General features: G+C 65.3%; 24 protein-coding genes. 9 read left to right on the top strand and 15 right to left on the bottom strand.

Annotation, left to right across the window (positions count from 1 at the left end; translation table 11 throughout):
* Genes EMQ25_RS11900 through ccmA form a run of 5 tightly spaced genes read right to left on the bottom strand, consistent with a single transcriptional unit; the run spans position 1 to position 2784 of the window.
* Positions 1-525 carry a DsbE family thiol:disulfide interchange protein gene (locus EMQ25_RS11900; RefSeq protein ID WP_127189191.1) on the bottom strand — a complete coding sequence of 175 codons (525 nt, stop codon included), beginning with the start codon at positions 523-525 and terminating at the stop codon, positions 1-3.
* A gap of 14 nt (positions 526-539) precedes the next feature.
* Complete coding sequence (gene ccmD / locus EMQ25_RS11895; RefSeq protein ID WP_127188809.1) at positions 540-713, bottom strand: heme exporter protein CcmD; 174 nt, start codon at positions 711-713, stop codon at positions 540-542.
* A complete protein-coding gene (locus EMQ25_RS11890; RefSeq protein ID WP_127188808.1) occupies positions 710-1474 on the bottom strand; it encodes a heme ABC transporter permease in 765 nt (254 codons plus the stop codon). The genes ccmD and EMQ25_RS11890 overlap by 4 nt, the downstream gene beginning before the upstream one ends.
* Positions 1475-1504: 30 nt before the next feature.
* Positions 1505-2152: a heme exporter protein CcmB gene (gene ccmB / locus EMQ25_RS11885; RefSeq protein ID WP_127188807.1), complete on the bottom strand. Its 648-nt coding sequence runs from the start codon at positions 2150-2152 to the stop codon at positions 1505-1507.
* The gene (gene ccmA, locus EMQ25_RS11880) at positions 2152-2784 is read right to left on the bottom strand and encodes a heme ABC exporter ATP-binding protein CcmA (protein WP_127188806.1); all 633 of its coding nucleotides are present in this window, start codon (positions 2782-2784) and stop codon (positions 2152-2154) included. The genes ccmB and ccmA overlap by 1 nt, the downstream gene beginning before the upstream one ends.
* Before the next feature lie 165 nt (positions 2785-2949).
* On the opposite strand from ccmA, the gene acnA reads away from it, so the two are divergent.
* The 3 genes from acnA to EMQ25_RS11865 all read left to right on the top strand — a co-directional run bounded on the left by acnA (position 2950) and on the right by EMQ25_RS11865 (position 7216).
* Entirely contained in the window at positions 2950-5709 is a 2760-nt protein-coding gene (gene acnA / locus EMQ25_RS11875) for an aconitate hydratase AcnA (RefSeq protein WP_127188805.1), read from the top strand.
* Positions 5710-5810: 101 nt separating this feature from the next.
* Positions 5811-6542 (top strand): DUF1223 domain-containing protein, encoded by a 732-nt coding sequence (locus EMQ25_RS11870; RefSeq protein ID WP_127188804.1) that lies wholly within the window; start codon positions 5811-5813, stop codon positions 6540-6542.
* A gap of 287 nt (positions 6543-6829) precedes the next feature.
* Positions 6830-7216, top strand: coding sequence for a DUF2794 domain-containing protein (locus EMQ25_RS11865; RefSeq protein WP_127188803.1), 387 nt, complete (start codon positions 6830-6832; stop codon positions 7214-7216).
* Here EMQ25_RS11865 and EMQ25_RS11860 read toward each other — a convergent pair.
* Positions 7213-8148, bottom strand: coding sequence for a tyrosine recombinase XerC (locus EMQ25_RS11860; protein WP_127188802.1), 936 nt, complete (start codon positions 8146-8148; stop codon positions 7213-7215). The two genes, EMQ25_RS11865 and EMQ25_RS11860, sit on opposite strands and share 4 nt — an antisense overlap.
* 112 nt (positions 8149-8260) lie before the next feature.
* Between EMQ25_RS11860 and EMQ25_RS11855 the strand changes: the two genes are divergently transcribed.
* The 6 genes from EMQ25_RS11855 to EMQ25_RS11830 all read left to right on the top strand — a co-directional run bounded on the left by EMQ25_RS11855 (position 8261) and on the right by EMQ25_RS11830 (position 15651).
* Positions 8261-10429: a primosomal protein N' gene (locus tag EMQ25_RS11855; protein ID WP_127188801.1), complete on the top strand. Its 2169-nt coding sequence runs from the start codon at positions 8261-8263 to the stop codon at positions 10427-10429.
* Between the two features lie 218 nt (positions 10430-10647).
* Positions 10648-11208, top strand: coding sequence for a F0F1 ATP synthase subunit delta (locus EMQ25_RS11850; RefSeq protein WP_127188800.1), 561 nt, complete (start codon positions 10648-10650; stop codon positions 11206-11208).
* Complete coding sequence (atpA, locus tag EMQ25_RS11845) at positions 11208-12743, top strand: F0F1 ATP synthase subunit alpha (protein ID WP_127188799.1); 1536 nt, start codon at positions 11208-11210, stop codon at positions 12741-12743. Before EMQ25_RS11850 ends, atpA begins: the two co-directional genes overlap by 1 nt.
* A gap of 100 nt (positions 12744-12843) precedes the next feature.
* Positions 12844-13731 (top strand): F0F1 ATP synthase subunit gamma, encoded by an 888-nt coding sequence (locus EMQ25_RS11840; protein WP_127188798.1) that lies wholly within the window; start codon positions 12844-12846, stop codon positions 13729-13731.
* A gap of 18 nt (positions 13732-13749) precedes the next feature.
* Positions 13750-15216, top strand: a complete 1467-nt coding sequence (gene atpD, locus EMQ25_RS11835; protein WP_127188797.1) for a F0F1 ATP synthase subunit beta — start codon at positions 13750-13752, stop codon at positions 15214-15216.
* A gap of 9 nt (positions 15217-15225) precedes the next feature.
* Positions 15226-15651, top strand: coding sequence for a F0F1 ATP synthase subunit epsilon (locus EMQ25_RS11830; protein WP_127188796.1), 426 nt, complete (start codon positions 15226-15228; stop codon positions 15649-15651).
* A gap of 160 nt (positions 15652-15811) precedes the next feature.
* Here the strand turns inward: EMQ25_RS11830 and EMQ25_RS11825 are convergent, their stop codons facing one another.
* From EMQ25_RS11825 to EMQ25_RS11785, 9 genes are all read right to left on the bottom strand, one after another.
* A complete protein-coding gene (locus EMQ25_RS11825; protein ID WP_127188795.1) occupies positions 15812-16498 on the bottom strand; it encodes an aspartate/glutamate racemase family protein in 687 nt (228 codons plus the stop codon).
* The gene (locus EMQ25_RS11820; protein ID WP_127188794.1) at positions 16495-17034 is read right to left on the bottom strand and encodes an RNA pyrophosphohydrolase; all 540 of its coding nucleotides are present in this window, start codon (positions 17032-17034) and stop codon (positions 16495-16497) included. Before EMQ25_RS11820 ends, EMQ25_RS11825 begins: the two co-directional genes overlap by 4 nt.
* Before the next feature lie 31 nt (positions 17035-17065).
* Positions 17066-18232, bottom strand: coding sequence for a divergent polysaccharide deacetylase family protein (locus EMQ25_RS11815; RefSeq protein WP_158626071.1), 1167 nt, complete (start codon positions 18230-18232; stop codon positions 17066-17068).
* Between the two features lie 128 nt (positions 18233-18360).
* Entirely contained in the window at positions 18361-19746 is a 1386-nt protein-coding gene (locus EMQ25_RS11810) for a S41 family peptidase (protein ID WP_211199051.1), read from the bottom strand.
* A gap of 5 nt (positions 19747-19751) precedes the next feature.
* Positions 19752-21248: a murein hydrolase activator EnvC family protein gene (locus EMQ25_RS11805; RefSeq protein ID WP_127188792.1), complete on the bottom strand. Its 1497-nt coding sequence runs from the start codon at positions 21246-21248 to the stop codon at positions 19752-19754.
* Between the two features lie 91 nt (positions 21249-21339).
* Positions 21340-21822, bottom strand: a complete 483-nt coding sequence (gene rlmH, locus EMQ25_RS11800) for a 23S rRNA (pseudouridine(1915)-N(3))-methyltransferase RlmH (RefSeq protein ID WP_127188791.1) — start codon at positions 21820-21822, stop codon at positions 21340-21342.
* 2 nt (positions 21823-21824) lie between these two features.
* Complete coding sequence (rsfS, locus tag EMQ25_RS11795; RefSeq protein WP_127188790.1) at positions 21825-22211, bottom strand: ribosome silencing factor; 387 nt, start codon at positions 22209-22211, stop codon at positions 21825-21827.
* Positions 22212-22399: 188 nt separating this feature from the next.
* Positions 22400-23050, bottom strand: a complete 651-nt coding sequence (locus EMQ25_RS11790) for a nicotinate-nucleotide adenylyltransferase (RefSeq protein WP_127188789.1) — start codon at positions 23048-23050, stop codon at positions 22400-22402.
* Positions 23050-24336, bottom strand: a complete 1287-nt coding sequence (locus EMQ25_RS11785) for a glutamate-5-semialdehyde dehydrogenase (RefSeq protein ID WP_127188788.1) — start codon at positions 24334-24336, stop codon at positions 23050-23052. Before EMQ25_RS11785 ends, EMQ25_RS11790 begins: the two co-directional genes overlap by 1 nt.
* Between the last annotated feature and the right edge of the window lie 10 nt (positions 24337-24346).

Here is a 24346-nt window from a genome sequence, read left to right as displayed (position 1 = left end):
TCAGCGCGCCGCGCCGCCTCTGGCCAGGGCCGGCTTGATCTCTTCCTCGATGGCGCGCGCCGAAAGCGGGCCGACATGCTTGAAGACGATGACGCCGTCGGCATCGAGGACGAAGGTTTCAGGAACCCCGTATACTCCCCATTCAATCGATGCCCGCCCATCGCCATCGGCGCCGACCGCGTCGTAGGGATTGCCCAGTTCGGCGAGGAAGCGCGCGGCGTTTTCCGGAGCGTCCTTCTGGTTGATCCCGTAAAGGGCTACACCGGTCTCGGCCTTGAGGTCGACGAGCAATGGGTGCTCGTCGCGACAGGGGATGCACCAGCTAGCGAAGACGTTGACGATGCTCGGTTCACCCCCGAGCGTCTCGGTGGAAAATCCGGGCACGTCGAGGCCCGGAACCGCGGCCAGGGCGAATTGCGGTGCGGGACGGTTGATCAGAACCGACGGTATATAGCCGGGGTCGCGGCTGATATTGGTCGCGAAGATGGCGAGCAGCCCGACGAGGAGAACGAGCGGGGTCGCCATGAGGAGTATCCGGCTCACGCGCTGTCTCCGGACGATCGGCGTCTAATGCCCCGTGCCTCGAGGTCGGCGAGCCTCCCCCTGGCGCGCCGGTCGCCGAGTATGGCAAGGCCGATGAGCGTCCCCATGGCGATGAAGACACCGAGATAGGCCCAGACGATGAATGCGGCGTGCTGCCCGAGCTCGATCATGCGCCGGGGCTCCGGGCCGCGTGCTGACGCTCGAGGCTGTCGGCGCGCCGATTGAGGATTTCGGTGCGCATCGAGACGATGTGCAGCGTCAGGAACAGGAAGGTGAAAGCCAGGGTCATGATCAGAAGCGGGGTCAGGATCGAGCCGGGCATGCGTGGCCCGCCGGCGACGAACACGCTCGCGGGCTGGTGCAGGGTGTGCCACCAGTCGACCGAGAACTTGACGATGGGGATGTTGACCGCACCCACGAGGGTGAAGACGGCGATGACGCGCCCGGCCCGCAATTGATCATCGAAGGCACGCCAGAGCGCAATGATGCCGAGATAAAGGAGCAGCAGGATGAGCGTCGAGGTCATGCGCCCGTCCCACTCCCAGAACGTGCCCCAGGTCGGGCGGCCCCAGAGCGCGCCTGTGAAAAGGGCAAGCGCGGTAAAGACAGCACCGAGCGGTGCGGCGGCCTTGGCCGAAACATCGGCGAGAGGATGGCGCCAGACGAGGGTGCCGAGTGCGGCGACCGCCATTACCGCGTAGGTGAACTGGGCCAGCCAGGCATTGGGCACGTGCACGTACATGATGCGCACGGTATCGCCCATCTGGTAGTCGGGTGGCGACGCATAGAGCGCGAACCAGACGCCGACGACGAACAGAACCGCGGTAATGCCCGCCAGCGGCCAGACCATCGGCCCGCTCCAGTTCATGAACGCGCCGGGGTGGGCGAGGCGGGAAAACCAGTTGGCCTTCCTTGTGGTGTCGAGGCTCATCGGACGGTCACCATCATCATGGCCTGTCACTTAGTCGTCGGCCAGCCGCAAGGCAAGCGCTGCACAAAAAGGTGCGGCGGCAACGCTGACGAGCGCAAGGGCAGCCAGAAACAATGGTGCCGGGCCGCCCACAGTGATCGTCCCCACCCCGAAAATCAGCACCGGAATGCAGAGCGGCAGGATCAGTACCGGCGCAATGAGCCCGCCGCGCCGCAGCGAAACGGTAACCGCGGCGCCGATCGTGCCGAATGCGACAAGGGCAGGGGTCCCGATCAGGAGCGAAACGAGCGTTGCGAGGAAAGGCCCCATCTCCATCCCGAGAAGGATTGCGAGCACCGGGGTTGCGACAATCAGCGGCAGGGCGGTGAGGGCGAAATGGGCGACGAGCTTGGCGAGCACGATCATCTCGAGCGGGATCGCCGCATGTCGGAACGCGAGTAGCGAACCGTCCTCGTCATCGGCGCGAAAAATGCGATCGAGCCCGAGCAGCATCGAAAGAAAGGCAGCGATCCAGACAATGCCCGGGGCGAGCCGGGCGAGGGTTTCGCGGTCGGGCCCGATTGCGAAGGGCACGATCACCCCGATCATGACGAAGAAGAGGACGAGGGTGAGCATTTCCCCGCCCCTGCGCGTGGCGAGACGGATGTCGCGGAGAAGGATTGCAATGAGCGCGGCCATCAGTCGGCCTTCCCCACGGCGAGCGTGCGCGGTGGCCGGGACAAGGCCAGATCGTGGTGGGTTGCCGCGATCATCATCCCTCCGGCGTCCAGATGCGCGTCGATCAGCCGACCGACCAGCGCTTCGCCCGCCGTGTCGAGCGCAGCGGTCGGCTCGTCAAGAAGCCAGATCGGCCGCGGGCTGACGAGGAGCCTCCCAAGCGCGAGCCGCCGTGTCTGTCCGGCCGAGAGGTGACCGGCTTGGAGCCGCGGAATGGCGCCGAGCCCCACCGTTTCGAGGGCCGCCTCCACCGCGCCGTTTCCGCCGTTTATCGCCGCCCAGAAAGCGAGGTTCTCCTGCACCGTAAGCCTCGCCTTGATCCCCGGCAGATGTCCGATCAGATGAAGGTCTGTGCCCGGCCGGGCCTCGGGGTCGCGCCCCTCTATCGTGATGGTGCCGGCTTCGGGCGTCACGATCCCGGCCAGGGCGTGCAGCAAGGTGGTCTTGCCCGCCCCGTTCGGGCCGCGCAGGAGAAGCGCCTCGCCAGCCGAGAGCGAAACGTTAAGCCCGGTGAACAGCAGCCGTTCGCCGCGTCGGCATGCGAGGCCGGAAACGGTAAGCGTGCGGGCCGGTAGGGGCGGGGTGAGGTTCATGGCTCACTGGTATTGAACCCAAGTCGGCACTGGCAAGCACCAATTTGTTTCTCTATAAGCGCAGCCAGATTGGAATGCTTCCAGCAAGGAAGCCGCCCTCGCCGTCCTCGCGGGCCATGGCCCCGAAAGGCAGTGGCGTCGCGCAGCAAAAGGACAGGCGGACCCGTGACAGCAGCATCGCTCGACAGCTTCAAGTCCCGCTCGACCCTCACGGTCGGCAGCAAGACCTACACCTATTTCTCGCTGGTGGAGGCTGAAAAGAACGGGCTCGAGGGCGTTTCGCGCCTGCCCCATGCGATGAAGGTGGTCCTCGAAAACCTCCTGCGTTTCGAAGATGGCCGGACCGTCCACAAGGCCGACATCCTCGCGGTCGCCGAGTGGCTGAAGACGCGCAAATCCGATCATGAGATCTCTTATCGGCCCGCACGCGTTCTCATGCAGGACTTTACGGGCGTCCCGGCAGTGGTGGATCTCGCTGCCATGCGCGACGCGACGGCCAAGCTCGGCGCGAACCCCCAGAAGATCAATCCTCTGGTGCCGGTCGATCTGGTCATCGACCATTCGGTGATGGTGGACAGCTTCGGCACCCCGATCGCCTTCCAGCGCAATGTCGAGCTCGAATACGAGCGCAATGGCGAGCGCTACGAGTTCCTGCGCTGGGGCCAGAAGGCGTTCGACAATTTCCGCGTTGTTCCCCCCGGCACGGGCATCTGCCACCAGGTGAACCTCGAATATCTCGCCCAGACCGTCTGGACGCGCGAAGAGAACGGCGAGACCATCGCCTATCCCGATACGCTGGTCGGCACCGACAGCCACACCACCATGGTGAACGGCCTTGCGGTCCTCGGCTGGGGCGTCGGCGGCATCGAGGCCGAGGCGGCCATGCTCGGCCAGCCCATCACCATGCTGATCCCCGAAGTGGTCGGCTTCAAGATGACCGGCCGGATCAACGAGGGCATCACCGCGACCGATCTCGTGCTCACCGTCACCGAGATGCTGCGCAAGAAGGGCGTGGTCGGCAAGTTCGTCGAGTTCTACGGGCCCGGGCTCGATCACCTCACCCTCGAGGACCAGGCGACGATCGCCAACATGGCGCCCGAATACGGCGCAACCTGCGGCTTCTTCCCCATCGATTCCGACACGCTGACCTATCTGCGCACCTCAGGCCGCGATCCGGAGCGGGTTGCGCTGGTCGAAGCCTATGCGCGCGCCCAGGGCATGTACCGGGAGACGGGTTCGGCTGATCCGGTCTTCACCGACACGCTCGAACTCGACCTCACGACCGTCGTGCCATCGCTCTCGGGCCCGAAGCGGCCCCAGGATCGGGTCGCGCTCAGCGACGCCGCGGTCAAGTTCGCCGAAGCCCTCACGGAGCTCAATGGTGGGCGGCGGGATCGCACCAAGCTGCCGACCACCAAGGAAGAATCGCGCTATGTCGACGAAGGGGCGACCGGCGTCGACGACATTCCCGAGGAAGCGCGCTTCCCGGTCAAGGGTTCGGACTATGGGCTCACCGACGGCGATGTGGTGATCGCCGCGATCACGTCCTGCACCAACACGTCCAACCCGAGCGTTCTGGTTGCGGCCGGGCTCGTTGCGCGCAAGGCTCGCGCCCTCGGTCTCTCGCCCAAGCCCTGGGTCAAGACCTCGCTTGCCCCCGGTTCGCAGGTGGTAACGGATTATCTGACCTCGGCCGGGCTCCAGGACGATCTGGACGCCATCGGGTTCAATCTCGTCGGCTATGGCTGCACCACCTGCATCGGCAATTCGGGGCCGCTCCCCGAGGCGATCTCCGAATGCATCAACGCCAATGATCTCGTTGCCTGCTCGGTGCTCTCGGGCAATCGCAATTTCGAGGGACGCGTCAATCCCGACGTGCGCGCGAACTATCTCGCTTCGCCCCCGCTCGTGGTCGCCTATGCCCTCGCCGGTTCGCTGCATGTGGATCTGACCACCGAGCCGCTCGGCACCGGCAGCAATGGCCAGCCGGTCTATCTCAAGGACATCTGGCCCTCCAATCACGAGATCGCCGAGATCGTGCGCGCCCATGTGACGCCCGAGATGTTCAAGGGCCGCTATTCGGACGTCTTCAAGGGTGACGCCAACTGGCAGGGCATCGCCGTCGAAGGCGGCGAAACCTATGGCTGGAACTCGAGCTCGACCTATGTGCAGAACCCGCCCTATTTCGAGGGGCTCGAGATGGAGCCGGCCGCGGTCGAGGACATCCGTGACGCACGCGTGCTTGGGCTCTTCCTCGATTCCATCACGACCGACCACATCTCGCCTGCCGGCTCGTTCAAGGCCGACACGCCGGCCGGCAAATATCTGGCCGAGCGCCAGGTGGCACCGCGTGACTTCAATTCCTACGGTGCGCGTCGCGGCAATCACGAGGTGATGATGCGCGGCACCTTCGCCAACATCCGGATCAAGAACCAGATGGTACCTGGCGTCGAGGGCGGTTTCACCAAGGGACCGAACGGCCAGCAGATGCCGATCTACGACGCGGCGATGTCCTACCAGAAGTCGGGCACCCCCCTCGTCATCTTCGCGGGCAAGGAATACGGCACGGGATCCTCGCGCGACTGGGCAGCCAAGGGCACGCGGCTTCTGGGCGTCCGCGCGGTTGTGGCGCAGAGCTTCGAGCGCATCCATCGCTCCAACCTCATCGGCATGGGCGTGCTTCCGCTCCAGTTCAAGGATGGCGAAAGCTGGCAGACGCTCGGGCTCGACGGCACCGAAACGGTCTCAATCGAGGGGCTCGAGACCCTGACGCCACGTTCGATGGTCACGATCAAGATCGTACGGCATGACGGGCGGATCGAGGAGGTCGAGGCGCTTTGCCGGATCGATACTGTCAACGAGCTCGACTACTACCGGCATGGCGGGATCCTGCACTACGTGCTGCGCAATCTCGTCGCCGCCTGACCTAGGCTCGCGGTGGCGGCGGGGCACGAAAGCGTACCCCCGCCGCCATCGCGCCGAATTGACTTGGCCGGCACCGATTGCTCGGCCTAGAACTTCAGCCCATGTCCTACCCCCTGCTCGCGGGCGCAGCCCTTCTGTTCGGTCTTTTCTCGGCCATGCCCGCCATGGCCCAGGAGGTGCGCGAAAAGCCCCGCGCCGTGGTCGAGCTCTTCACGAGCCAGGGCTGTTCCTCCTGCCCTCCGGCGGACAAGATTCTCGAGGAATTGAGCGGGCGGAGCGACATCGTCGCGCTCGCCTATCATGTCGATTACTGGGACTATATCGGCTGGGTCGACACGTTTGGGGATGCTGCCCATTCGGACCATCAGCGCGCTTATGCGGCGAGCTGGGGGTCGGGTCGCATCTACACCCCGCAAATGGTCGTCAACGGTGCTCAGGGCGTCGTCGGGTCGCGCCGGCCGGACGTGCAGCGCGCGGTTGCTGGGCAGCCCCTGCCGCTGCCGGTCTCGCTACGGCCTCAGGGACAGGTTCTCGAGATCGGGATCGATGGCCAGGCAGGCCTCGGCGACGCCGTCGTCTATCTCGTCACCTTCATTGCCCATGCCAAGGTCGATATCGAGCGGGGCGAGAATGGGGGCAAGGCAGTGGACTACGTGCAAGTGGTCACCGGGCGGCGCGCTCTCGGCATGTGGGAAGCAGGCTCAGGCGCTCATCTGAAGCTGCCGCTTGGCGAAGTCGCGACGCGACCAGGTGAGGGCGCTGCGATCATCGTCCAGCAGGAACGGAGCGGCCTGCCGGGCCCCATCCTCGGCGCGGCCATGCTCACCCTCTAGCTCACGCAGACAGAAAAACTCCCGCCCTCCAGGGGAGAGCGGGAGAAAGATGACTGTGCATGAAGGGCGGCTGGCACCCGGGCGTCATGGATTGGGGGCTCGGTCGGCCTGGATGCCAGCCACTGGAGGCAATGATCACTGTCTAGCGGTCCATTCGGGCGCAAGATGGGAGACATCATGTCAAAATCGAGAAATCGACGCATTGTTGAAGGCCGGGCGCAGCGCATCGTTAGGTGCTTGCGTTGCTCGATGATTGTCGCAAATATGACATGAAACGGGGATGCGTAATGGCGGACACTCCATCGCAGCACCGCCCTGGACAGGTTGTGGCCTTCGGGCCCGGCCTGCGGACCGGCGGGACGCAGGCACGGGCGCAGGCCACGGTCAGTTTCGACCGCAATGAGCTGACCACCATACTTAATCTCTATGGGCGTAAGGTCGCCAATGGCGAGTGGCGCGACTACGCCATGGATTTCCTGCGGGAGCGGGCCCTGTTCTCGATCTACAAGCGCAATTCGGAGCGCCCGCTTTTCGTTATCGAAAAGAACCCTCGGCTCCGCAACCGGCAGGGCCAGTACATGGTCACCAACCAGGATGGCCGCATCGTGCGGCGCGGCCATGACCTTGCCACCGTTCTTCGGGTCCTCGACCCGCAGCTCGAGATCGTCCGCTAGCCCTCAGCCCTTGGATGCGCGGTGCGGTAGCTTTCAAGAAGCCTCTCGGTGTCCACCGCAGTATAAATCTGCGTCGTCGACAATGATGCATGGCCCAGCAATTCCTGGATCGCGCGCAGGTCCCCTCCGCGACCCAGCAGATGAGTGGCGAAGGAATGGCGCAGCGCGTGCGGGCTCGCCGTTGGTGGAAGGCCGAATGCGCCGCGCAACTGAGCCACCCGCAGCTGGATGAGCCTCGGGGACAGTGCTCCACCCCGCACGCCGCGAAACAGCGTCTCCCGCGGGCCGATGGAGAACGGGCAGAGCCGCAGATAGGCTTCGATCGCCTGGCGTACCGGAGCGATCAGCGGCACGAGCCGGGTCTTGCCGCCCTTGCCCGTCACTCGCATCACTTCGCCTTCGAGGTCAGCACGGGAAAGGCTCAGGGCCTCCGCGATGCGTAGCCCCGCCCCGTAGCAGAGTGAAAGCACCGCCATATCGCGCGCGGCAACCCAGGGCCGGTCCTCGAGTTCGGCCGTCCCCGCCACTGCCGCGCGGGCTTCGGCCACCGTCAGCGCCTTGGGAAGGCTCCGCGCTTGCCGGGGCGTCCGAATGGCGTTGAGCGCTTCGGTGGTCACGATCCCCTCGCGTTCGAGATATCCGAAGAAGGATTTGAGGCCCGAAAGCGATCGGGCGAGCGAGCGCGAGCCGGCATTTTCCGCACGCCGCCGCGCCATGAAGGCGCGAATGTCCGCGGCTCGCATGCCCTTCAGGGTATCCCGGGTTACGGGGCCGCCCGTGTGTTCGGCAAGAAAGGCGAGAAACTGCGCGACGTCCCGGCCATAGGCTTCGAGCGTATTGGGCGCGAGACGCCGCACAGCGGAGAGCTCGCGCTGCCAGAGCCCCAGCCGGGCGCGCAGATCGTCGTCGACAAGGAAGGCGGTGTCGGTCATCGGGCGATCTTGGTGGAGGGGCGTTGAAATTTCGTCATCGCGGCGCCATGCGGTCCGGTCGTGTGGGAATCACTTGCCTATCAAGCGGCGGAAATGCGAACAGAGCAAGTACATGCATTCGCAATCCGACATTGTGGCCGTAATGGTGGGGGTGGCCGTGGAAGGCCCCTATTCCTATCGTGTGCCGCAAGGCATGTCCGTTACCCGCGGCAGCATCGTGGCCGTGCCGCTCGGCCCGCGGCTGACCTTAGGGGTCGTCTGGGGTCCGCCGGCGGACATGATCGCGCACAATCGGCTGAAGGACATCGCCCGAGCCTATGACCTGCCAGCGCTCAGCGCCGAGCTCTGCGAACTCGTCGATTGGGTGAGTCGCTACACCCTGGCTCCACCGGGGCTCGTTCTGCGCTCGGTCTTGCGATCGTCCGAAGCGCTGGAGCCGGAGCGGCCGGTCGTCGCCTACCGGCTCAGCGGGCATGCACCCTCGCGGATGACCGATGCGCGCGCGCGCGTTCTCGAAACCCTGGCTGACGGCATGGCCTGGGCCAAGGCCGCCATCATCGGCGCCAGCGGGGTATCGGCGTCGGTCATCGAGGGCTTGGAGAAATCGGGCGCGCTCGAGCGGCTCAGCCTGCCCGCGCCGCCGGTCGTCGATCCGCCTGATCCGGACGCAACTGCGCCGCGCCTCGGCGCAGAGCAGGCCGCGGCGCTTGCAGCAATTCGCAACGCCGACGCAGGCGGCTTCGGGGTCGTCCTCCTCGACGGGGTCACCGGCGGCGGCAAGACCGAGGTCTTCTTCGAAGTCGTGGCCGATACGCTCCGCGCCGGGCGGCAGGCGCTGATCCTCCTCCCCGAGATCGCGCTGACCCACACGTTCCTCGAACGGTTCACGAGGCGCTTCGGCACGCGACCCGCCGAATGGCATTCCGAGATGACCCCGCTGCAGCGGGCGCGGATGTGGCGCGGGGTGCTCGAGGGCACGGTGCGCGCAGTCGTGGGCGCCCGATCTTCGCTCTTCCTGCCGTTCCGAGAACTCGGCCTCGTCGTTCTCGACGAGGAACATGACGGCGCCTACAAGCAGTCCGATGGCGCAAACTATCATGCCCGCGACATGGCCATCGTGCGTGCGCGGCTCGCAGGGGCGCGGGCGCTTCTCTCCTCGGCCACGCCGTCGGTCGAAAGTCGCAACAATGCCGATACTGGACGGTATCTGCATGTGCGGCTCGAGAACCGGTTCGCATCGGCACAACTGCCCGACATCACCGCCATCGACATGCGCGAGACCCCGCCGGAAAAGGGAAGCTGGATCGCACCCCCGGTCGCGCGCGAAGTCTTTGCCGCGCTCGACCGGGGCGAGCAGGCGCTCCTCTTTCTCAACCGGCGCGGCTATGCGCCACTCACCCTCTGCAAGGCGTGCGGGCACCAGTATCAATGCCCCGATTGCTCGGCCTGGATGGTGGAACATCGTTTCCGCGGCGTCCTCATGTGCCATCATTGCGGCCATGAACAGCGCCGCCCAGAGGCTTGCGGCGCTTGCGGCGCGAGCGAGAGCCTCGTTGCGGTCGGGCCGGGGATCGAGCGGGTCGCGGAGGAGGCGGCGGCCCGCTTTCCGGAGGCGCGAACGGTCATCGTCTCTTCGGACATGGGCTCCAACGCCCAATTGCGGCAGCGCTTCTCGGAGATCGCAAAGGGAGAGTACGACCTCATCATCGGCACCCAGCTCGTCTCGAAGGGACATCATTTCGAGAAGCTGACCTTTGTGGGGGTGCTGGATGCAGATCTGGGTCTCGCCCATGGGGATCCACGCGCCGCCGAAAAGACCTTCCAGGTGCTCACCCAGGTCACCGGACGGGCGGGGCGCGCCACAAGGGCCGGCAAGGCCATGCTCCAGACCTATCATCCAAACCATCCGGTCATGGAGGCGATGGTCTCGGGCGACCGGGAGGCCTTCTATGCCCATGAGATCGTAGCGCGGGAGGCCGGGGGCCTGCCGCCATTCGGGCGCCTCGCAGCGCTCATCGTCTCGGCGACCGAGCAGCCTGTCGCAATGGCCCATGCCAAGGCACTCCTCGCCGCAGCGCCGCTTGCGGACGGGCTGAGGCTTTTCGGCCCGGCCGATGCGCCGATCGCCATGGTGCGCGGGCGACACCGGGTCAGGCTCCTCGCACAAAGCCCGCGCAATTTCGATCTCTCGGGCTATGTACGGTTCTGGCTCGGGCTCGCGCCGCGCCCCTCGGGCAATTTGCGGGTGCAGGTCGATATCGACCCGATGAGTTTTTTCTGAACCGCGGTCCGGACGCGCCTGCGACACTTTCACCGCCGCTCTTTGCGTGCCGCGAGCCTTGCAAGCCCGGCAAAGGTCGTGTTAGTGGGGGCGCGGTTTGAAGGGGCCCGGCAACGCCCCTTTATTTCGAGATCAATCTCATAGCGTCCGCAACCACGGCAAGCCTTTTGGTTCGCAAGTGATTTCGGGGTTGCCCACAGGATGAGGGTGTAGCGGCATTGGCAGCGCAGAATTCAGTGCTTGTGGACATCGCCAGACCCTATGCGTCGGCGCTGTTCGACCTCGCGAAAAGCGAGAACAAGGTTGAGGCCGTGGAGGCCGGGCTCGTCGAGATCGATGGGCTGAGATCCCAGAGCGCCGATTTCGCCCGCCTCATCGAAAGCCCTGTGATCGGGGCTGACGCGAAGGCTTCAGCCGTCGAGGCGATCCTTTCGAAGGCCGCGCTGGACAAGACCGTCGCCGATTTCGTTCGGGTGGTGGCCCGCAATGGCCGGCTGTTCGTCCTGCCCACCATGATTGCAAGCTTTCGCGCTCTGGCTGCAGAAGCCCGCGGCGAAGCGACTGCCGAGGTGACCTCGGCCGCCCCGCTCAGCGCCGCGCAGGTGAGCGATCTCGCCGAAACGCTCAAGAGCAAGATCGGCAAGACCGTCTCGCTCATCCAACATGTCGATCCCAGCCTCATCGGCGGCCTCGTGGTCAAGGTCGGGAGCCAGATGATCGACACCTCGCTTAAAACGAAATTGACCGCGATGAAGATCGCCATGAAAGAGGTCGGCTAATGGACATCAAGGCTGCGGAAATTTCCGCCATCCTCAAGGAGCAGATCAAGAATTTCGGCCAGGAAGCCGAAGTTTCAGAGGTCGGTCAGGTGCTCTCGGTCGGTGACGGCATCGCGCGCGTCTATGGGCTGGACAAGTGCCAGGCGGGCGAACTCGTCGAGTTTCCCGGCGGCATCAAGGGCATGGCGCTCAACCTCGAGAGCGACAATGTCGGCGTCGTGATCTTCGGGTCGGACCGCGACATTAAGGAAGGCGACGTCGTAAAGCGCACCGGCGCTATCGTGGACACCCCCGTCGGCAAGGGCCTCTTGGGCCGTGTCGTTGACGGGCTGGGCAATCCGATCGACGGCAAGGGTCCGATCGAATACACCGAGCGTCGCCGCGTCGACGTCAAGGCGCCGGGCATTCTGCCGCGCAAGTCGGTGCACGAGCCCATGTCGACCGGCCTCAAGGCCATCGACGCGATGATCCCCATCGGCCGCGGCCAGCGCGAGCTCGTGATCGGCGATCGTCAGACCGGCAAGACCGCGATCATTCTCGATACCTTCCTCAACCAGAAGCCGGCCCACCAGGCCAACGCGTCCGAGACCGACAAGCTCTATTGCATCTACGTTGCAGTGGGCCAGAAGCGTTCGACGGTGGCCCAGTTCGTCAAGCAGCTCGAAGAGAGCGGCGCGCTGGAATATTCGATTGTCATCGCGGCAACCGCCTCGGACCCGGCTCCGCTTCAGTACATCGCGCCCTTCACCGGCTGCGCGATCGGGGAATATTTCCGCGACAATGGCATGCATGCCGTGATCGCCTATGACGATCTGACCAAGCAGGCCGTGGCTTACCGCCAGATGAGCCTTCTGCTGCGTCGTCCTCCCGGGCGCGAAGCCTATCCCGGCGACGTGTTCTACCTGCACTCCCGCCTGCTCGAGCGCGCGGCAAAGCTCAACGAAGATCACGGGCTCGGCTCGCTCACCGCGCTGCCGGTCATCGAGACCCAGGCCAATGACGTGTCGGCCTACATTCCGACCAACGTGATCTCGATCACCGACGGGCAGATCTTCCTTGAGACCAACCTGTTCTTCCAGGGCATCCGTCCTGCGGTGAACGTCGGTCTTTCGGTGAGCCGCGTGGGTGGTTCGGCCCAGATCAAGGCGATGAAGCAGGTTGCCGGCTCGCTGAAGGGCGAACTCAGCCAGTATCGTGAAATGGCGGCCTTCGCTCAGTTCGGTTCTGACCTCGATGCGTCCACGCAGCGCCTGCTCAATCGTGGCGCACGTTTGACCGAACTGCTGAAGCAGCCGCAGTTCTCGCCTCTCAAGACCGAGGAACAGGTCGCGGTGCTTTATGCCGGCATCAACGGCTATCTCGACAATCTGCCCGTCAACAAGGTGGGCGATTTCGAGCGTGGTCTGCTCGGCGCGCTGCGCGGCAAGCATGCCGACCTGCTCCAGAAGATCGCCACCGAAAAGGCCCTCTCGGATGAAATCCGCGAAGGTCTCAAGGCTGCGGTCGAGGGCTTCAAGAAGACCTACGTCGCCTGATCGGGTCATCTGCCGGCCCGGTGCCAGCAGCCTCACCCAGTCATTTCCCGCGTGAGGGCGCGCCAGTCGCGCCCCGCATGCCCAGAGGAGCAACAGGCGCATGGCGTCGCTAAAGGACCTCAAGAACCGGATCTCCTCGGTCAAGTCGACCCAGAAGATCACCAAGGCCATGCAGATGGTCGCCGCCGCGAAGCTGCGGCGCGCGCAGGACGCCGCCCAGGCCGCCCGCCCCTATGCCGAGCGCATGGAGCAGGTGCTGGCGGGTCTGTCCAAGGCCTATGAGGGTCGTGCAGGCGCGCCGACGCTGCTCGCGGGGACCGGCAAGGACGACGTGCATCTGCTCGTCGTCGCGACCGGCGAACGTGGCCTTGCCGGCGGCTTCAACTCCTCGATCGCCCGGCTCGCGCGCGACCACGCACAGCGGCTGCTCGGGCAGGGCAAGACGGTGAAGATCCTCACCGTCGGCCGCAAGGGCAACGACATCCTGAAGCGTAGCTTCAAGGACAATATCGTCGAGTACATCACGCTGCGCGACGTCAAGCAGATCGGCTACGCCAATGCTGCCGAGATCGGGCGCAAAGTGCTCGAGATGTATGGCGCGGGCGAGTTCGACGTGGCGACGCTCTTTTTCTCGAGCTTCCGCTCCGTGATCAGCCAGGTGCCCACGGCACTGCAGTTGATCCCGGCCAAGCTCGGTGGCGGCGAGGGCGAGCCGGCAGCGGCAGCGCCGGTTGTCGACTACGAATACGAGCCGAGCGAAGAGGCGATCCTCGAGAGCCTCCTGCCCACCAACATCTCGGTGCAGGTCTTCCGGGCCCTGCTCGAAAACAACGCTTCCTTCTACGGCGCGCAGATGACCGCGATGGACAATGCCACGCGCAATGCCGGCGAGATGATCACCAAGCTGCAGCTGAGCTACAACCGCCAGCGGCAGGCCCAGATCACCAAGGAACTGATCGAAATCATTTCGGGCGCCGAAGCGCTCTAGCAAAGACGAGGAAACACTATGGCGAAGGCAGCAGCGCAGACTGTAGCTACGGAAGGACCGAAGGGCCGCGTCTCGCAGGTCATCGGCGCCGTCGTCGACGTGACGTTCGAGGGGCACCTGCCCGCGATCCTGAACGCCCTGGAAACCGACAATAACGGCACGCGCCTCGTGCTCGAGGTCGCCCAGCACCTGGGTGAAAACGCCGTGCGCGCGATCGCCATGGACACCACCGAAGGCCTCGTGCGCGGCGCCGCAGTGGTCGACACCGGCCGGTCGATCTCGGTCCCGGTCGGGGATGCGACCCTCGGGCGCATCATGAACGTCATCGGCGAGCCCATCGACGAGGCCGGCCCGATCACCGCCGAAGCGACCCGCGAAATCCACCAGGATGCGCCGACCTTCGTCGAGCAGAATCCGGAGAGCCAGGTTCTCGTCACCGGGATCAAGGTCGTCGATCTGATCGCGCCTTATGCCCGCGGCGGCAAGATCGGCCTCTTCGGCGGCGCCGGCGTCGGCAAGACCGTGCTGATCCAGGAGCTGATCAACAACATCGCAAAGGCCCATGGCGGGTATTCGGTGTTCGCCGGCGTCGGCGAGCGGACGCGCGAGGGCAACGATCTCTATCACGAGATGATCGAATCGGGCGTGAACAAGGACCCGCACGCTTCGGGTGGCTCGACGGCCGGCTCCAAGTGCTCGCTTGTCTTCGGCCAGATGAACGAGCCCCCGGGGGCGCGTGCCCGCGTGGCGCTGACCGGTCTGACCGTCGCCGAACATTTCCGCGACCAGGGCCAGGACGTGCTGTTCTTCGTGGACAACATCTTCCGCTTCACCCAGGCCGGTGCCGAGATGTCGGCACTGCTTGGCCGCATCCCCTCCGCCGTGGGCTATCAGCCGACGCTGGCGACCGACATGGGCGCCATGCAGGAGCGCATCACCTCGACGACCAAGGGTTCGATCACCTCGGTGCAGGCCGTTTACGTGCCGGCCGACGACATGACCGACCCCGCGCCGGCATCGACCTTCGCGCACCTTGATGCGACGACCGTGCTCGACCGCTCGATTTCCGAGAAGGGCATCTATCCGGCCGTGGATCCGCTGGGCTCCACCTCGCGCATCCTCGATCCGCAGGTCGTCGGTGAAGAGCACTATGCAGTCGCCCGTTCGGTGCAGGAAGTGCTGCAGCGCTACAAGGCTCTCCAGGACATCATCGCGATCCTGGGCATGGACGAGCTTTCCGAAGAGGACAAGCTCACCGTGGCCCGCGCCCGCAAGATCGAGCGCTTCATGAGCCAGCCCTTCGACGTGGCCGAAGTCTTCACCGGTGCACCCGGTATCTTCGTGCAGCTCGAAGACACCATCAAGGGCTTCAAGGGTCTGGTGGCCGGTGAGTACGATCACCTGCCCGAGGCGGCCTTCTACATGGTCGGCACCATCGAGGATGCGGTCAAGAAGGCCCAGAAGCTCGCTGCTCAGGCAGCGTAAGGAGCGGTTATGGCCGAAGGCATTAAACTCGAGATCGTATCGCCCGAGAAGCTCGTCCTCTCCGAGGACGTGCGCTCGGTGACGGTGCCGGGCGCAGAGGGCTATTTCACGGTGCTGGGCGACCATGCACCGATGATGAGCACGCTGCGGCCGGGCTTCGTCACCATTGTGGGCCTCGATGGGCGTAGCGATCATTTCTACGTGCGCTCCGGCTTTGCGGATGTCTCCAACGCGGGGATCACCATTCTGGCTGAAGCGGCCTCGAGCCTTGCCGATTTCGATCGTGCCGGCATCGTGGCCGAACTGGAGAAGGCGCGTGCGGACCTCGCGGGCATCGAAGATCACGAGCAGCGCAATTTCGTGCAGGACGTGATCAACGGTCTCTCGAACCTCATGGTCGAGGCGGAAAACCTCAATCAGAGCCACGTGCACTAGGCATCCGGCCGGTTTTGAGAATTCCGGGGCGCCCTTGGGGCGCCCCTTTTTGTTTTCCGGCAACTGATCTTCGGCGTCAGTGCGGAAGGAAGCTCGCGGGGAGCAGACCCGACAGCGCACCCTCGGGCCTCGGGCCTTGGCCCTGGGGGACGGGAAATCCTCACGCCAGAGCGGCGGCGACGAGAGCCTTGGCGTGGAGGTCTGTCGTATCGTAGACGGGGAGCGGGCTGGTCTCGTCGTCGATCAGCATCCCGATCTCGGTGCAGCCGAGGATCACCGCCTCGGCGCCCTCCGCCGCGAGCCGCGCAATGGCGTCCTGGTAGGTCCGGCGGGAGGCATCGATTACGATCCCACGGCATAGCTCTTCATAGATGATGGCGTTGAGATCGGTGATCCCGACCTCGGGAACGAGCACCTCAAGGCCCCCCGCACTCAGGCGGTCCCGGTAGAACGGCATCTCGAGCGTGAACCGCGTCCCGAGGAGGCCGACCCGTCGGAAGCCGTCCGCGAGCAGCGCCGCGCGTGTTGGATCGGCGATGTGCAGGAAAGGCAGGCGCGTCGAGCCAGATATCGCGTCGGCAACGATATGCATGGTGTTGGTGGCAAGGCCGAGAAGCTCCGCACCTGCCCGCTCCAGCCCCAAGGCTGCTTCGCCGAGGATCCGGCCGGCCCCATCCCAGTCCCCGGTGCGTTGCAGGGCTTCGATCGGCGCGAAATCCAGCGAATGAATGATGAGCGGAGCCGAGTGCAAGCCACCGCGCAGCCGTGCGGTCTCGCGGTTTATCGCGGGATAATAGTGGGCGGTGGATTCCCAGCTCATCCCGCCGATAAGGCCGATGGTCTTCACGGCGTGTCCGTCAGTTGCTGCGGGATATGCGCAAAGGCCTCGACGATCTGCAGATAGGCATCGCGCTTGAAGGGGACAATGAGGTCAGGCAGGGCCTCGAGGCGGTCCCACCGCCAGTCTTCGAACTCCGCCGGGTGCTCACCACCGCCAGGGCGGAGCACGTCGATCTCGGCGTCCGGTCCGGTCATAAGATAAGCGAACCAGCGCTGCCGCTGACCGCGATAGCGGCCTTTCCAAGCAATCCCGACGAGTTCGTCGGGCAGGTCGTAGTGGATCCAGTCCGGGGCTTCCATGATGAGGCTGACGCTGCGGACTGAGGTCTCCTCGTAAAGCTCGCGTAAGGCGGCCTCACGGGGCGTTTCGCCCGCGTCGATGCCGCCTTGCGGCATCTGCCAGGGCGCTCCCATTTCGGAGCTGTCCTCGGGATCGCCGTCGTGTTTGCGCCTGCCTATGAAGACCGCGCCCTTGGCATTGAAGAGGGCGACGCCGACGCAGTCGCGATAGGGTAGCGCTTCACGCGCGGAAGACGTCGTCATGAATAATCCGGGCAGCCGCCCGCTCCTGCTCTCATTGCATCACCGCGCTCACCGGCACGAGCAGAACGTCGCGCTCGGCGAGCCCACGGGCCCACTCGGCGATCGTACGCACCGAGACCGGCAGCGCCGTCGCCATGCCTACCGCATGACCGTCCTCGCGAGCGCGCCGCTCCAGCGCGCCCAGAGCGGCAAGGATAGGCTCGCGCGCAGGGTTGGCGTCGAGCATCTCCTGAACGCGTGCGAAGGGAACGGCATTGGAGCCTGCCAGTTGCTGGGCTAGCGACCGGTTCGAAGACCCGTCATCGACAAAACCTAGGCCACGGGTGGCAATTTCCTCCATGACCGGCGAAAAATCTCCGCCCGATGCGGTGAACCGGGCGCCCATATAGTTGATGACGCCGGCATAGCCGCCGAACTTGGCCATCAGGGCAAAGAGCCGGTCGATGTTGGCGCGTGCCGGCTCGCCTGTCAGCAAAGTTTCCGGACCGGGATCGTTTTGCGGATAGTCGAAAGGCTCGAGCGGCAGTTCGAGCAGCAACTCATGGCCTTCTGCTCGGGCCGCCGGCACCGTTTCCTCTAGCGTACGGCCATAGGGTGCAAACGCGAGTGTAACCGCATCGGGCAAGGCCGATATGGCTTCGAGCGTACCGGCATGGTTGATACCGAGACCGCTGACGATGATCGCGATCCGGGGGCGGCCAGCCGCAGCCTCAGCGCTGACCGAGGGGCGCGCGTAGGCCGCAAAGGGCGTGAGCCCGTCAGAGCCGCGCCGCGGGATCGGGCCATAGCTCGTAGGCTCGGAGAGCGCAGGGATGATGCCTCTATCGTCGGGCTCGAGCGCGAGCAGTTCCGGAGCCAGCCCGTCAAACGCTCCATCGCCAATGGTCTGGATCGACGGACCACCAGCATTGGCAGGAAACGCCTCGCCCTCTGCTGTGATCGTCGCGGGTGTGTCCTCACGGCTCACGGCGCCCGCTACGGCATTGCCCTGCGGTCCTCCGTTGAGGGCGAGATCGGCGGTAGGGCGGCCGCCCTCGGGGTCCTGGACGAAGGTCAGCTGGGCCCAGAGGCCCACGAGCACAAGCACGATCAGCAGAAAGGTGAGCCTCGCGATCGGCAGGTGCCTGCGGCGCCGGGCCTTGGCGGCCTCGCGCCGGGCTTTCCTGCCGCCGAGCGGTGCGCTCAGATCCTGGGCCACGCTGTGCCTCGAATGAGGGTTGGAAGACTCAATGCTCGGGGCGGGACGGCGAATCACGCCTTCCCGCCCCGACAAACGCTAGTGACTTCGGCGGACCGTGGGAATCCCGGGCCTGCCCAAGCGTGCAATTACCGCGTTGCGGCCTCGGCAACGAACTCGGCGCGCGGTGGGAAGGCCGGGTTGGTTTCATCGCCGTTGATCAGGCGTATCGCATACTGCAGCTGCGCGTCGTCCGCAGCCTCTGCCGGTACATAGACCGAAGACCCGACGGTTGCCTGCTCCTCGCTGCCGCCACCGATCTGGTTTGGCAGTGCAGCTTCGCCGATGATCTCGTCGCGACCGCGGAACTCCTCAGGCACCACCTGGGTCACCACGATATCGGGATGAATGCCGGCAGCCTGGATGGAGCGGTTGTTCGGCGTGTAGTAGCGGGCCGTCGTCAGCCGCATGGCGCCATTGCCGCCCAGCGAGATGATCGACTGCACCGAACCCTTGCCGAACGACCGCGTGCCGATGACGGTGGCGCGCTTGTGGTCCTGCAGGGCTCCAGCCACGATTTCGGAGGCCGAGGCCGAGCCGCCATTGATGAGGACGACGAGGGGCACGTCGGCAATGAGTTCGTCGAGCTCGTCAGGCCGTGCGTCATAGCGCGCGCTTTCCTGCGGGCCACGACCGCGGGTCAGTACCACTGCGCCCTGACGCAGGAAGGCGTCGGTGACATAGACCGACTGGTCAACGAGACCGCCGGGATTGTTGCGCAGGTCGAGGATGAGACCTGACGGAGCTGCCCCTTCGCGTTCCTCGAAGATTTCCTGGATAGCGGTCCGGAGGCCCGTATAGGCCTGTTCCGAGAAGCGCGACAGCCGCAGGATGCCGACGTCGCCATCCATGCTCCAGCGCACGGCGCGCATGGCGATGATGTCCCGGGCGAGCTCGAATTCGAGCGGATCGGTCATGCCCTCGCGCACCACGGTCAGGGTGATGCTGGAGCCCACCGGGCCGCGCATCAGCTTGACTGCGTCATCCAGCGTCATGCCCATGACCTGCTGACCGTCGAGCTCGACGATAAGATCGTTGGGCAGGATGCCGGCGCGGGCGGCGGGCGTGTCGTCGATTGGTGCCACGACCTTGACGACCCCATCCTCCATCATGACTTCGATGCCGAGACCGCCGAACTCGCCGGAGGTGTCTTCCTGAACGTCATCATAGCTCTGGGGGGTCAGATAACCCGAATGCGGGTCGAGCGAGCTCAGCATGCCCTGGATCGCAGCACGGATCAGTTCGCGCTCGTCGGGCGCTTCGACATATTCGGAGCGGATCCTGTCGAAGACCTCTCCGAAGAGATTGAGGTCGGCATAGATCTCATCGGGACTGCGCTGCACGATCTCCTCGATCGTGGTTTCCTCGGCCGACTGTTCCGTGGCCGGATCGTCCTGCGCAGTCAGTGCCGGCGCCCCGACAAGCATCAGGGCGAGCGCAAGCGCGGCGGCGGCGTGGAGGCGGGAGAAAGGCATCTAGGCTATCCACTCTGTGTCAGGTTTCGCGGGCTCGCCCACCAGCCCGTCGGATCGACCGGCTCGTTGTTTCGGCGCATTTCAATATAAAGGGTCGGGCGATCCGCGCCAGCGCTGGTGGTCACCGTCCGACCAATTGTCTGTGATCCCATGCTGCCCACCGGTTCGCCCATCAGTACGAACTGCCCGATGTCCACTGTGACCTCAGCGAGCCCGGCCAGCAGCATGGTGTAGTCCTGGCCTGTATTGAGGATGATGATTTGGCCGTAATTGAGGTAGGGGCCGCGATAAAGCACCCAGCCATCGGCCGGCGCCACCACCTGCGCTTCCGCAGGCGTCAAGATCGAAAGGCCGCGGGAGATGCCGCCAAAGCCATCGCCGGCGCCATAGTCGATCACATTCTGCCCGGTAGCCGGCATCACCAGATGCCCTCGCGCCGACGAGAAGGGCACGGCGGGCTCAACCCTTGCCGTATTGGCCAGCGCAAGGCGCACCGTGTCGCTGTCGAGGCTCGGTGTCGGAGCGCCGGCATTGGCGGCAGCCGTTGCGCTTGCAGCGGTCGCGACCGCGGTGATCCGCGCGGACAACCCCTCGATCAGCTCCTGCAGATCGGCGGCCGTTTCGGCGAGAGCGATCGCCTCGCGCTCGGTTTCCTCGAGTTCGGCCGTAGCGCGCGTCTCGCCCTGGCGTCGGGCCGCGATCAGTGTCGCAATGCGCAATTGCTCTTCTTCGAGGATGGCGAAATTGGCGCGCAGGAGTTGCTCTTCCTCGAGGGCGGCAGCCTTGATCTGCTGGAGCTCGGCCAGATCGGCCGAAACCGCGTCCGCCTGTGCGCGCAGCTGCGGCAGGATCGCTGAGATCAGCATGGCGCTGCGCGCCGAGCCAAGCGCATCGGAGGGATCGACGATGAGGGCTGGCGGCGGGTTGCGCGAGATCCGCTCGAGCGCTGCGAGCACGTTGGCAATGCTGCCATCGGCGCCATCAAGCCGTCCGCGCACCTCGAGCTCGGAGGCGATCAACTCGCCAAGGCGCTCTTCCATGTCCCCGATCTCGATCTCAGCGAGCTTCACCCGTTGTCCCGCAGCGATCAGTGCAGCGTTCTGCCGCGCGCGATCCCCTTGCAGATCCTCGATCTCGGCACGCAGTTCGGCCGCGCGCTCGGTGGTGAGGGTGATGGAATTCTCGATCTCCGACAGTCGGGCCCGGTTGGCTTCGATCGCGTCGAGATCTGGATTGATCGGCGGCATATCGGCGGCCGCTGGGGGCGCCTCTCCACTGCCTTCATCGGGCAGGGCGTCTATGCCCGGTCGCAGCGGCAGGGCCTCCGCGTCCGCGCCCGGCGCCTCGGGGGACTGATCGGCGTCTACAGGATCAGCGACACCGGATGGCGCGGGCGCTTCGGGCAGGGTTTCGGGTGTAATCTGGGCGAGCACGGGAAATGCGAGCCCGACAAGGAGCCCTGCCAGCGACAATCCTCCCACAAGGCGGGTGCGCTCGCTCATGGCGCGCAAATCTCCCAGATCATGATCCAACCGATATCAGCGACATGGTTAAGAGAGTGTTTTTGTGTCGAGCAGATGGCCAGTGCTCTTCCTATTCGCGATGATAGGGATGGCCCGAGAGGATTGTCGTCGTGCGATAGAGCTGCTCGGCAAGCAGGATGCGCACGATCTGGTGGGGCCAGGTGAGGGCCGAAAGCCCCAGTACGAGGTCGGCACGACCCACAAGGTCGGGGGAAAGGCCGTCCGCACCCCCGATGACGAAGCCGAGCATGCGCGCACCGTCATCGCGCCAGGTGCCGATCTTGTGCGCGAACGCTTCCGAACCGATGGAGCGTCCGCGCTCATCGAGGGCGACCACCACCGTCGCGTCCGACAGCGCATTGGCAAGAAGTCTCGCCTCATCGGCTTTGCGCGCCGGGGCGGTCGAAGCGCGGGATTCAGGGCTCTCGAGGACATCGAAGCCCGTGAGACCAAGCGCCCTGCCGCCGGCCGCCGCACGGTCGAGGTAGCGCGATACGAGTTCGCGCTCCGGCCCGGCCTTCATCCGGCCAATGGCCGCAATGGCGATCCGCAAGCCTAGTGTGCGTCGGCGGCGAAATCGGCCGCCCACATCTTCTCGATGTTGTAGAACTCGCGAACTTCGGGCCGGAAGATGTGTACGATCACGTCGCCGCCATCCACCAGCACCCAATCGCAATGGGGCAGGCCTTCGACGCGCGGCTTGTCGAAGCCGGCTTCCCTGAGGGCGCGTGCAAGCTGGTCGGCGACGGCGCCGACATGGCGGTGCGAACGGCCCGACGTCACGACCATATGGTCCGACAGGGCAGACTTTCCGGTGATGTCGATGGCGATCGTGTCTTCGGCCTTGGCATCGTCGAGGCTCTGCAGCACAACGTCGATCATCTGGGGCTGGCGCGCAGCTTGCGCCGGTGCGGGGTTGGTCTTGGTGGGCGATGGCGTCATCACGATACGCCTTCAGCCCCGGCTCTCAAGGCGCGGGTCATGCGTGTGGGTTCAGTCCTTGGCTGTTGGGTTTCAGGGCTCGCGCGTCGCAAAAGATGGCGGTCAATCCCGATCCTGTGACAAATGTCACGACCCCCATAATATGCGTGCGCACAATCATTGTGCAAGTCCTGCCGGTCAAATCGGCGTCAACGCGTCTTTCGGGTGCGCAATTGCGTCGAGGAAAGAGGGGATGTGATGCCGTTGAGATAGACCCAGGCGGGGGGATCATGATCGACGAGGGCCGGCGCATCGGCTTCGGGCAGGCGATACCGGGCGAGAGACACTGCGGCGGGCGCGCGCTCGGGGCTGTCCTCGGCACCCGGCCGGGCGTAGACGGCGATCGGGAGGAGGCGTGCGATCTCCTCCCAGCGTTCCCACCGGGTGAAGCTTGCGAGGTTGTCGGCGCCCATGATCCAGACGAAGCGCTGGTCGGGCCGCTCCGCAACGAGCCAGGCGAGCGTATCGTAGGTGTAGGCAAACCCATGCAGCGCCTCGAACCCGGTGACGGCGATGCCGGGTTCGGTGAAGGCATCGCGCGCCGCCCGCACGCGCTCGGCGAGCGGGGCCAGGTCGCTATGGTCTTTGAGCGGATTGCCCGGCGAAACGAGCAGCCAGACGGCATCGAGGCCGAGCCGCTCGAGGCACTGCAGCGCAACGAGCCGATGGCCCTCGTGGAAGGGGTTGAAGCTGCCCCCGAAAAGACCGATCCGTGCTCCCGCAGCCGCTTCGGGTAGGGCCGTGACGTCCGGTTCAAACGTGCCTTGCCGGCCGTCGGCCTTGGACGGGGGTTTCGTCATCAAGGGCGGGTCTGGCCGGTGCCGCGCACCAGATATTTGAAGCTCGTCAGTTGCTCGACGCCTACGGGCCCGCGCGCATGCATCTTGCCGGTCGCGATGCCGATCTCGCCGCCGAACCCGAACTCGCCGCCATCGGCGAATTGTGTCGAGGCATTGTGCATGAGGATGGCGCTGTCGACCTCATTGAAGAAGCGTGCGACGACCTCCGGGTCCTCGGAGATCACTGCCTCGGTATGGTGTGAGGAATAGGTGCGGATGTGCTCGATCGCCTCGCCGACATCGGCGACCGCCTTCACCGAAATGATGGCGTCTTCATATTCGGTGCGCCAGTCCTGTTCGCTGGCGGCCTTCGCCTCGGGGATCAGGGCGCCCGTCTCGGCATCGCACCGGATCTCGCAGCCACGCGCCACCAACGCGTCGATGATGGGCTTTAAATGCGTGTTGAGCACGTCCCGGTGGACGAGCAGCGTCTCTGCGGCTCCGCAGATGCCGGTGCGGCGCATTTTGGCGTTCTCGACGACGCGGACGGCAAGCTCAAGGTCCGCGGACTTGTCGATATAGACATGCACGAGGCCTTCCAGATGCGCAAAGACCGGCACGCGTGCCTCAGCCTGGACGCGGGCGACGAGCGTCTTGCCGCCGCGGGGCACGATCACGTCGATATTTCCGGACAGGCCTGCGAGCATCTCCCCGACGGCCGCGCGATCGGTGGTCGGCACGATCTGGATCGCGTGTTCGGGCAGCCCTGCAGCCTTCAGCCCCTTGACGAGGCAGGAATGAATGGCGCGCGAGGAATGGGTGCTGTCCGAGCCGCCGCGCAGGATCACCGCATTGCCTGCCTTGAGGCAGAGTGCGCCGGCATCAGCCGTGACGTTGGGCCGGCTCTCGAAGATTACGCCGATCACCCCGAGCGGGGTACGGATCCGCGAAATTTCGAGGCCGTTGGGCCGGGTCCAACTGGCGATTACCGTGCCGACCGGATCGGGCAGTTCCGCGATGGTGCGGAGCGCCTCCACGATGCCGTCGAGGCGCTTGTCGTCAAGCGCCAGCCGGTCGAGGAATGCCGCGGTCATGGAGCGGGCGCGGCCGGCCTCCATGTCCCGTGCATTGGCGGCCAGGATGGTCGCGCGCTCGGCGTCGACGGCGTCGGCCGCCGCGAGCAGCGCCTTGCGTTTCGGCTCGGCTCCGGTCATCGCGAGAATCGCGGCGGCACTCCGGGCCTGCCGGCCGATCTCGTCCATCTGGCGCTTCAGGGCGCTCTCCGGCCCTCCGGTCAATGCGTTCATCGACGCCTCC

It is taken from the genome of Arsenicitalea aurantiaca, from assembly GCF_003994485.1.
Lineage (GTDB): Bacteria > Pseudomonadota > Alphaproteobacteria > Rhizobiales > Devosiaceae > Arsenicitalea > Arsenicitalea aurantiaca.
Note: the sequence above shows the minus strand (reverse complement) of the source record. Positions and strands in the feature narration are given on the sequence as shown.

Coding starts and splice junctions, on each gene's coding strand:
- EMQ25_RS11865 (WP_127188803.1), top strand. CDS start 6,830: ATGGCGGACACTCCATCGCAGCACCGCCCTGGACAGGTTGTGGCCTTC.
- ccmA (WP_127188806.1), bottom strand. CDS start 2,784: ATGAACCTCACCCCGCCCCTACCGGCCCGCACGCTTACCGTTTCCGGC.
- EMQ25_RS11890 (WP_127188808.1), bottom strand. CDS start 1,474: ATGAGCCTCGACACCACAAGGAAGGCCAACTGGTTTTCCCGCCTCGCC.
- EMQ25_RS11820 (WP_127188794.1), bottom strand. CDS start 17,034: ATGACGACGTCTTCCGCGCGTGAAGCGCTACCCTATCGCGACTGCGTC.
- atpD (WP_127188797.1), top strand. CDS start 13,750: ATGGCGAAGGCAGCAGCGCAGACTGTAGCTACGGAAGGACCGAAGGGC.
- rsfS (WP_127188790.1), bottom strand. CDS start 22,211: ATGACGCCATCGCCCACCAAGACCAACCCCGCACCGGCGCAAGCTGCG.
- EMQ25_RS11810 (WP_211199051.1), bottom strand. CDS start 19,746: ATGCCTTTCTCCCGCCTCCACGCCGCCGCCGCGCTTGCGCTCGCCCTG.
- EMQ25_RS11900 (WP_127189191.1), bottom strand. CDS start 525: ATGGCGACCCCGCTCGTTCTCCTCGTCGGGCTGCTCGCCATCTTCGCG.
- EMQ25_RS11830 (WP_127188796.1), top strand. CDS start 15,226: ATGGCCGAAGGCATTAAACTCGAGATCGTATCGCCCGAGAAGCTCGTC.
- EMQ25_RS11855 (WP_127188801.1), top strand. CDS start 8,261: ATGCATTCGCAATCCGACATTGTGGCCGTAATGGTGGGGGTGGCCGTG.
- ccmB (WP_127188807.1), bottom strand. CDS start 2,152: ATGGCCGCGCTCATTGCAATCCTTCTCCGCGACATCCGTCTCGCCACG.
- EMQ25_RS11870 (WP_127188804.1), top strand. CDS start 5,811: ATGTCCTACCCCCTGCTCGCGGGCGCAGCCCTTCTGTTCGGTCTTTTC.
- EMQ25_RS11860 (WP_127188802.1), bottom strand. CDS start 8,148: ATGACCGACACCGCCTTCCTTGTCGACGACGATCTGCGCGCCCGGCTG.
- EMQ25_RS11805 (WP_127188792.1), bottom strand. CDS start 21,248: ATGAGCGAGCGCACCCGCCTTGTGGGAGGATTGTCGCTGGCAGGGCTC.
- atpA (WP_127188799.1), top strand. CDS start 11,208: ATGGACATCAAGGCTGCGGAAATTTCCGCCATCCTCAAGGAGCAGATC.
- EMQ25_RS11785 (WP_127188788.1), bottom strand. CDS start 24,336: ATGAACGCATTGACCGGAGGGCCGGAGAGCGCCCTGAAGCGCCAGATG.
- EMQ25_RS11790 (WP_127188789.1), bottom strand. CDS start 23,050: ATGACGAAACCCCCGTCCAAGGCCGACGGCCGGCAAGGCACGTTTGAA.
- EMQ25_RS11840 (WP_127188798.1), top strand. CDS start 12,844: ATGGCGTCGCTAAAGGACCTCAAGAACCGGATCTCCTCGGTCAAGTCG.
- ccmD (WP_127188809.1), bottom strand. CDS start 713: ATGATCGAGCTCGGGCAGCACGCCGCATTCATCGTCTGGGCCTATCTC.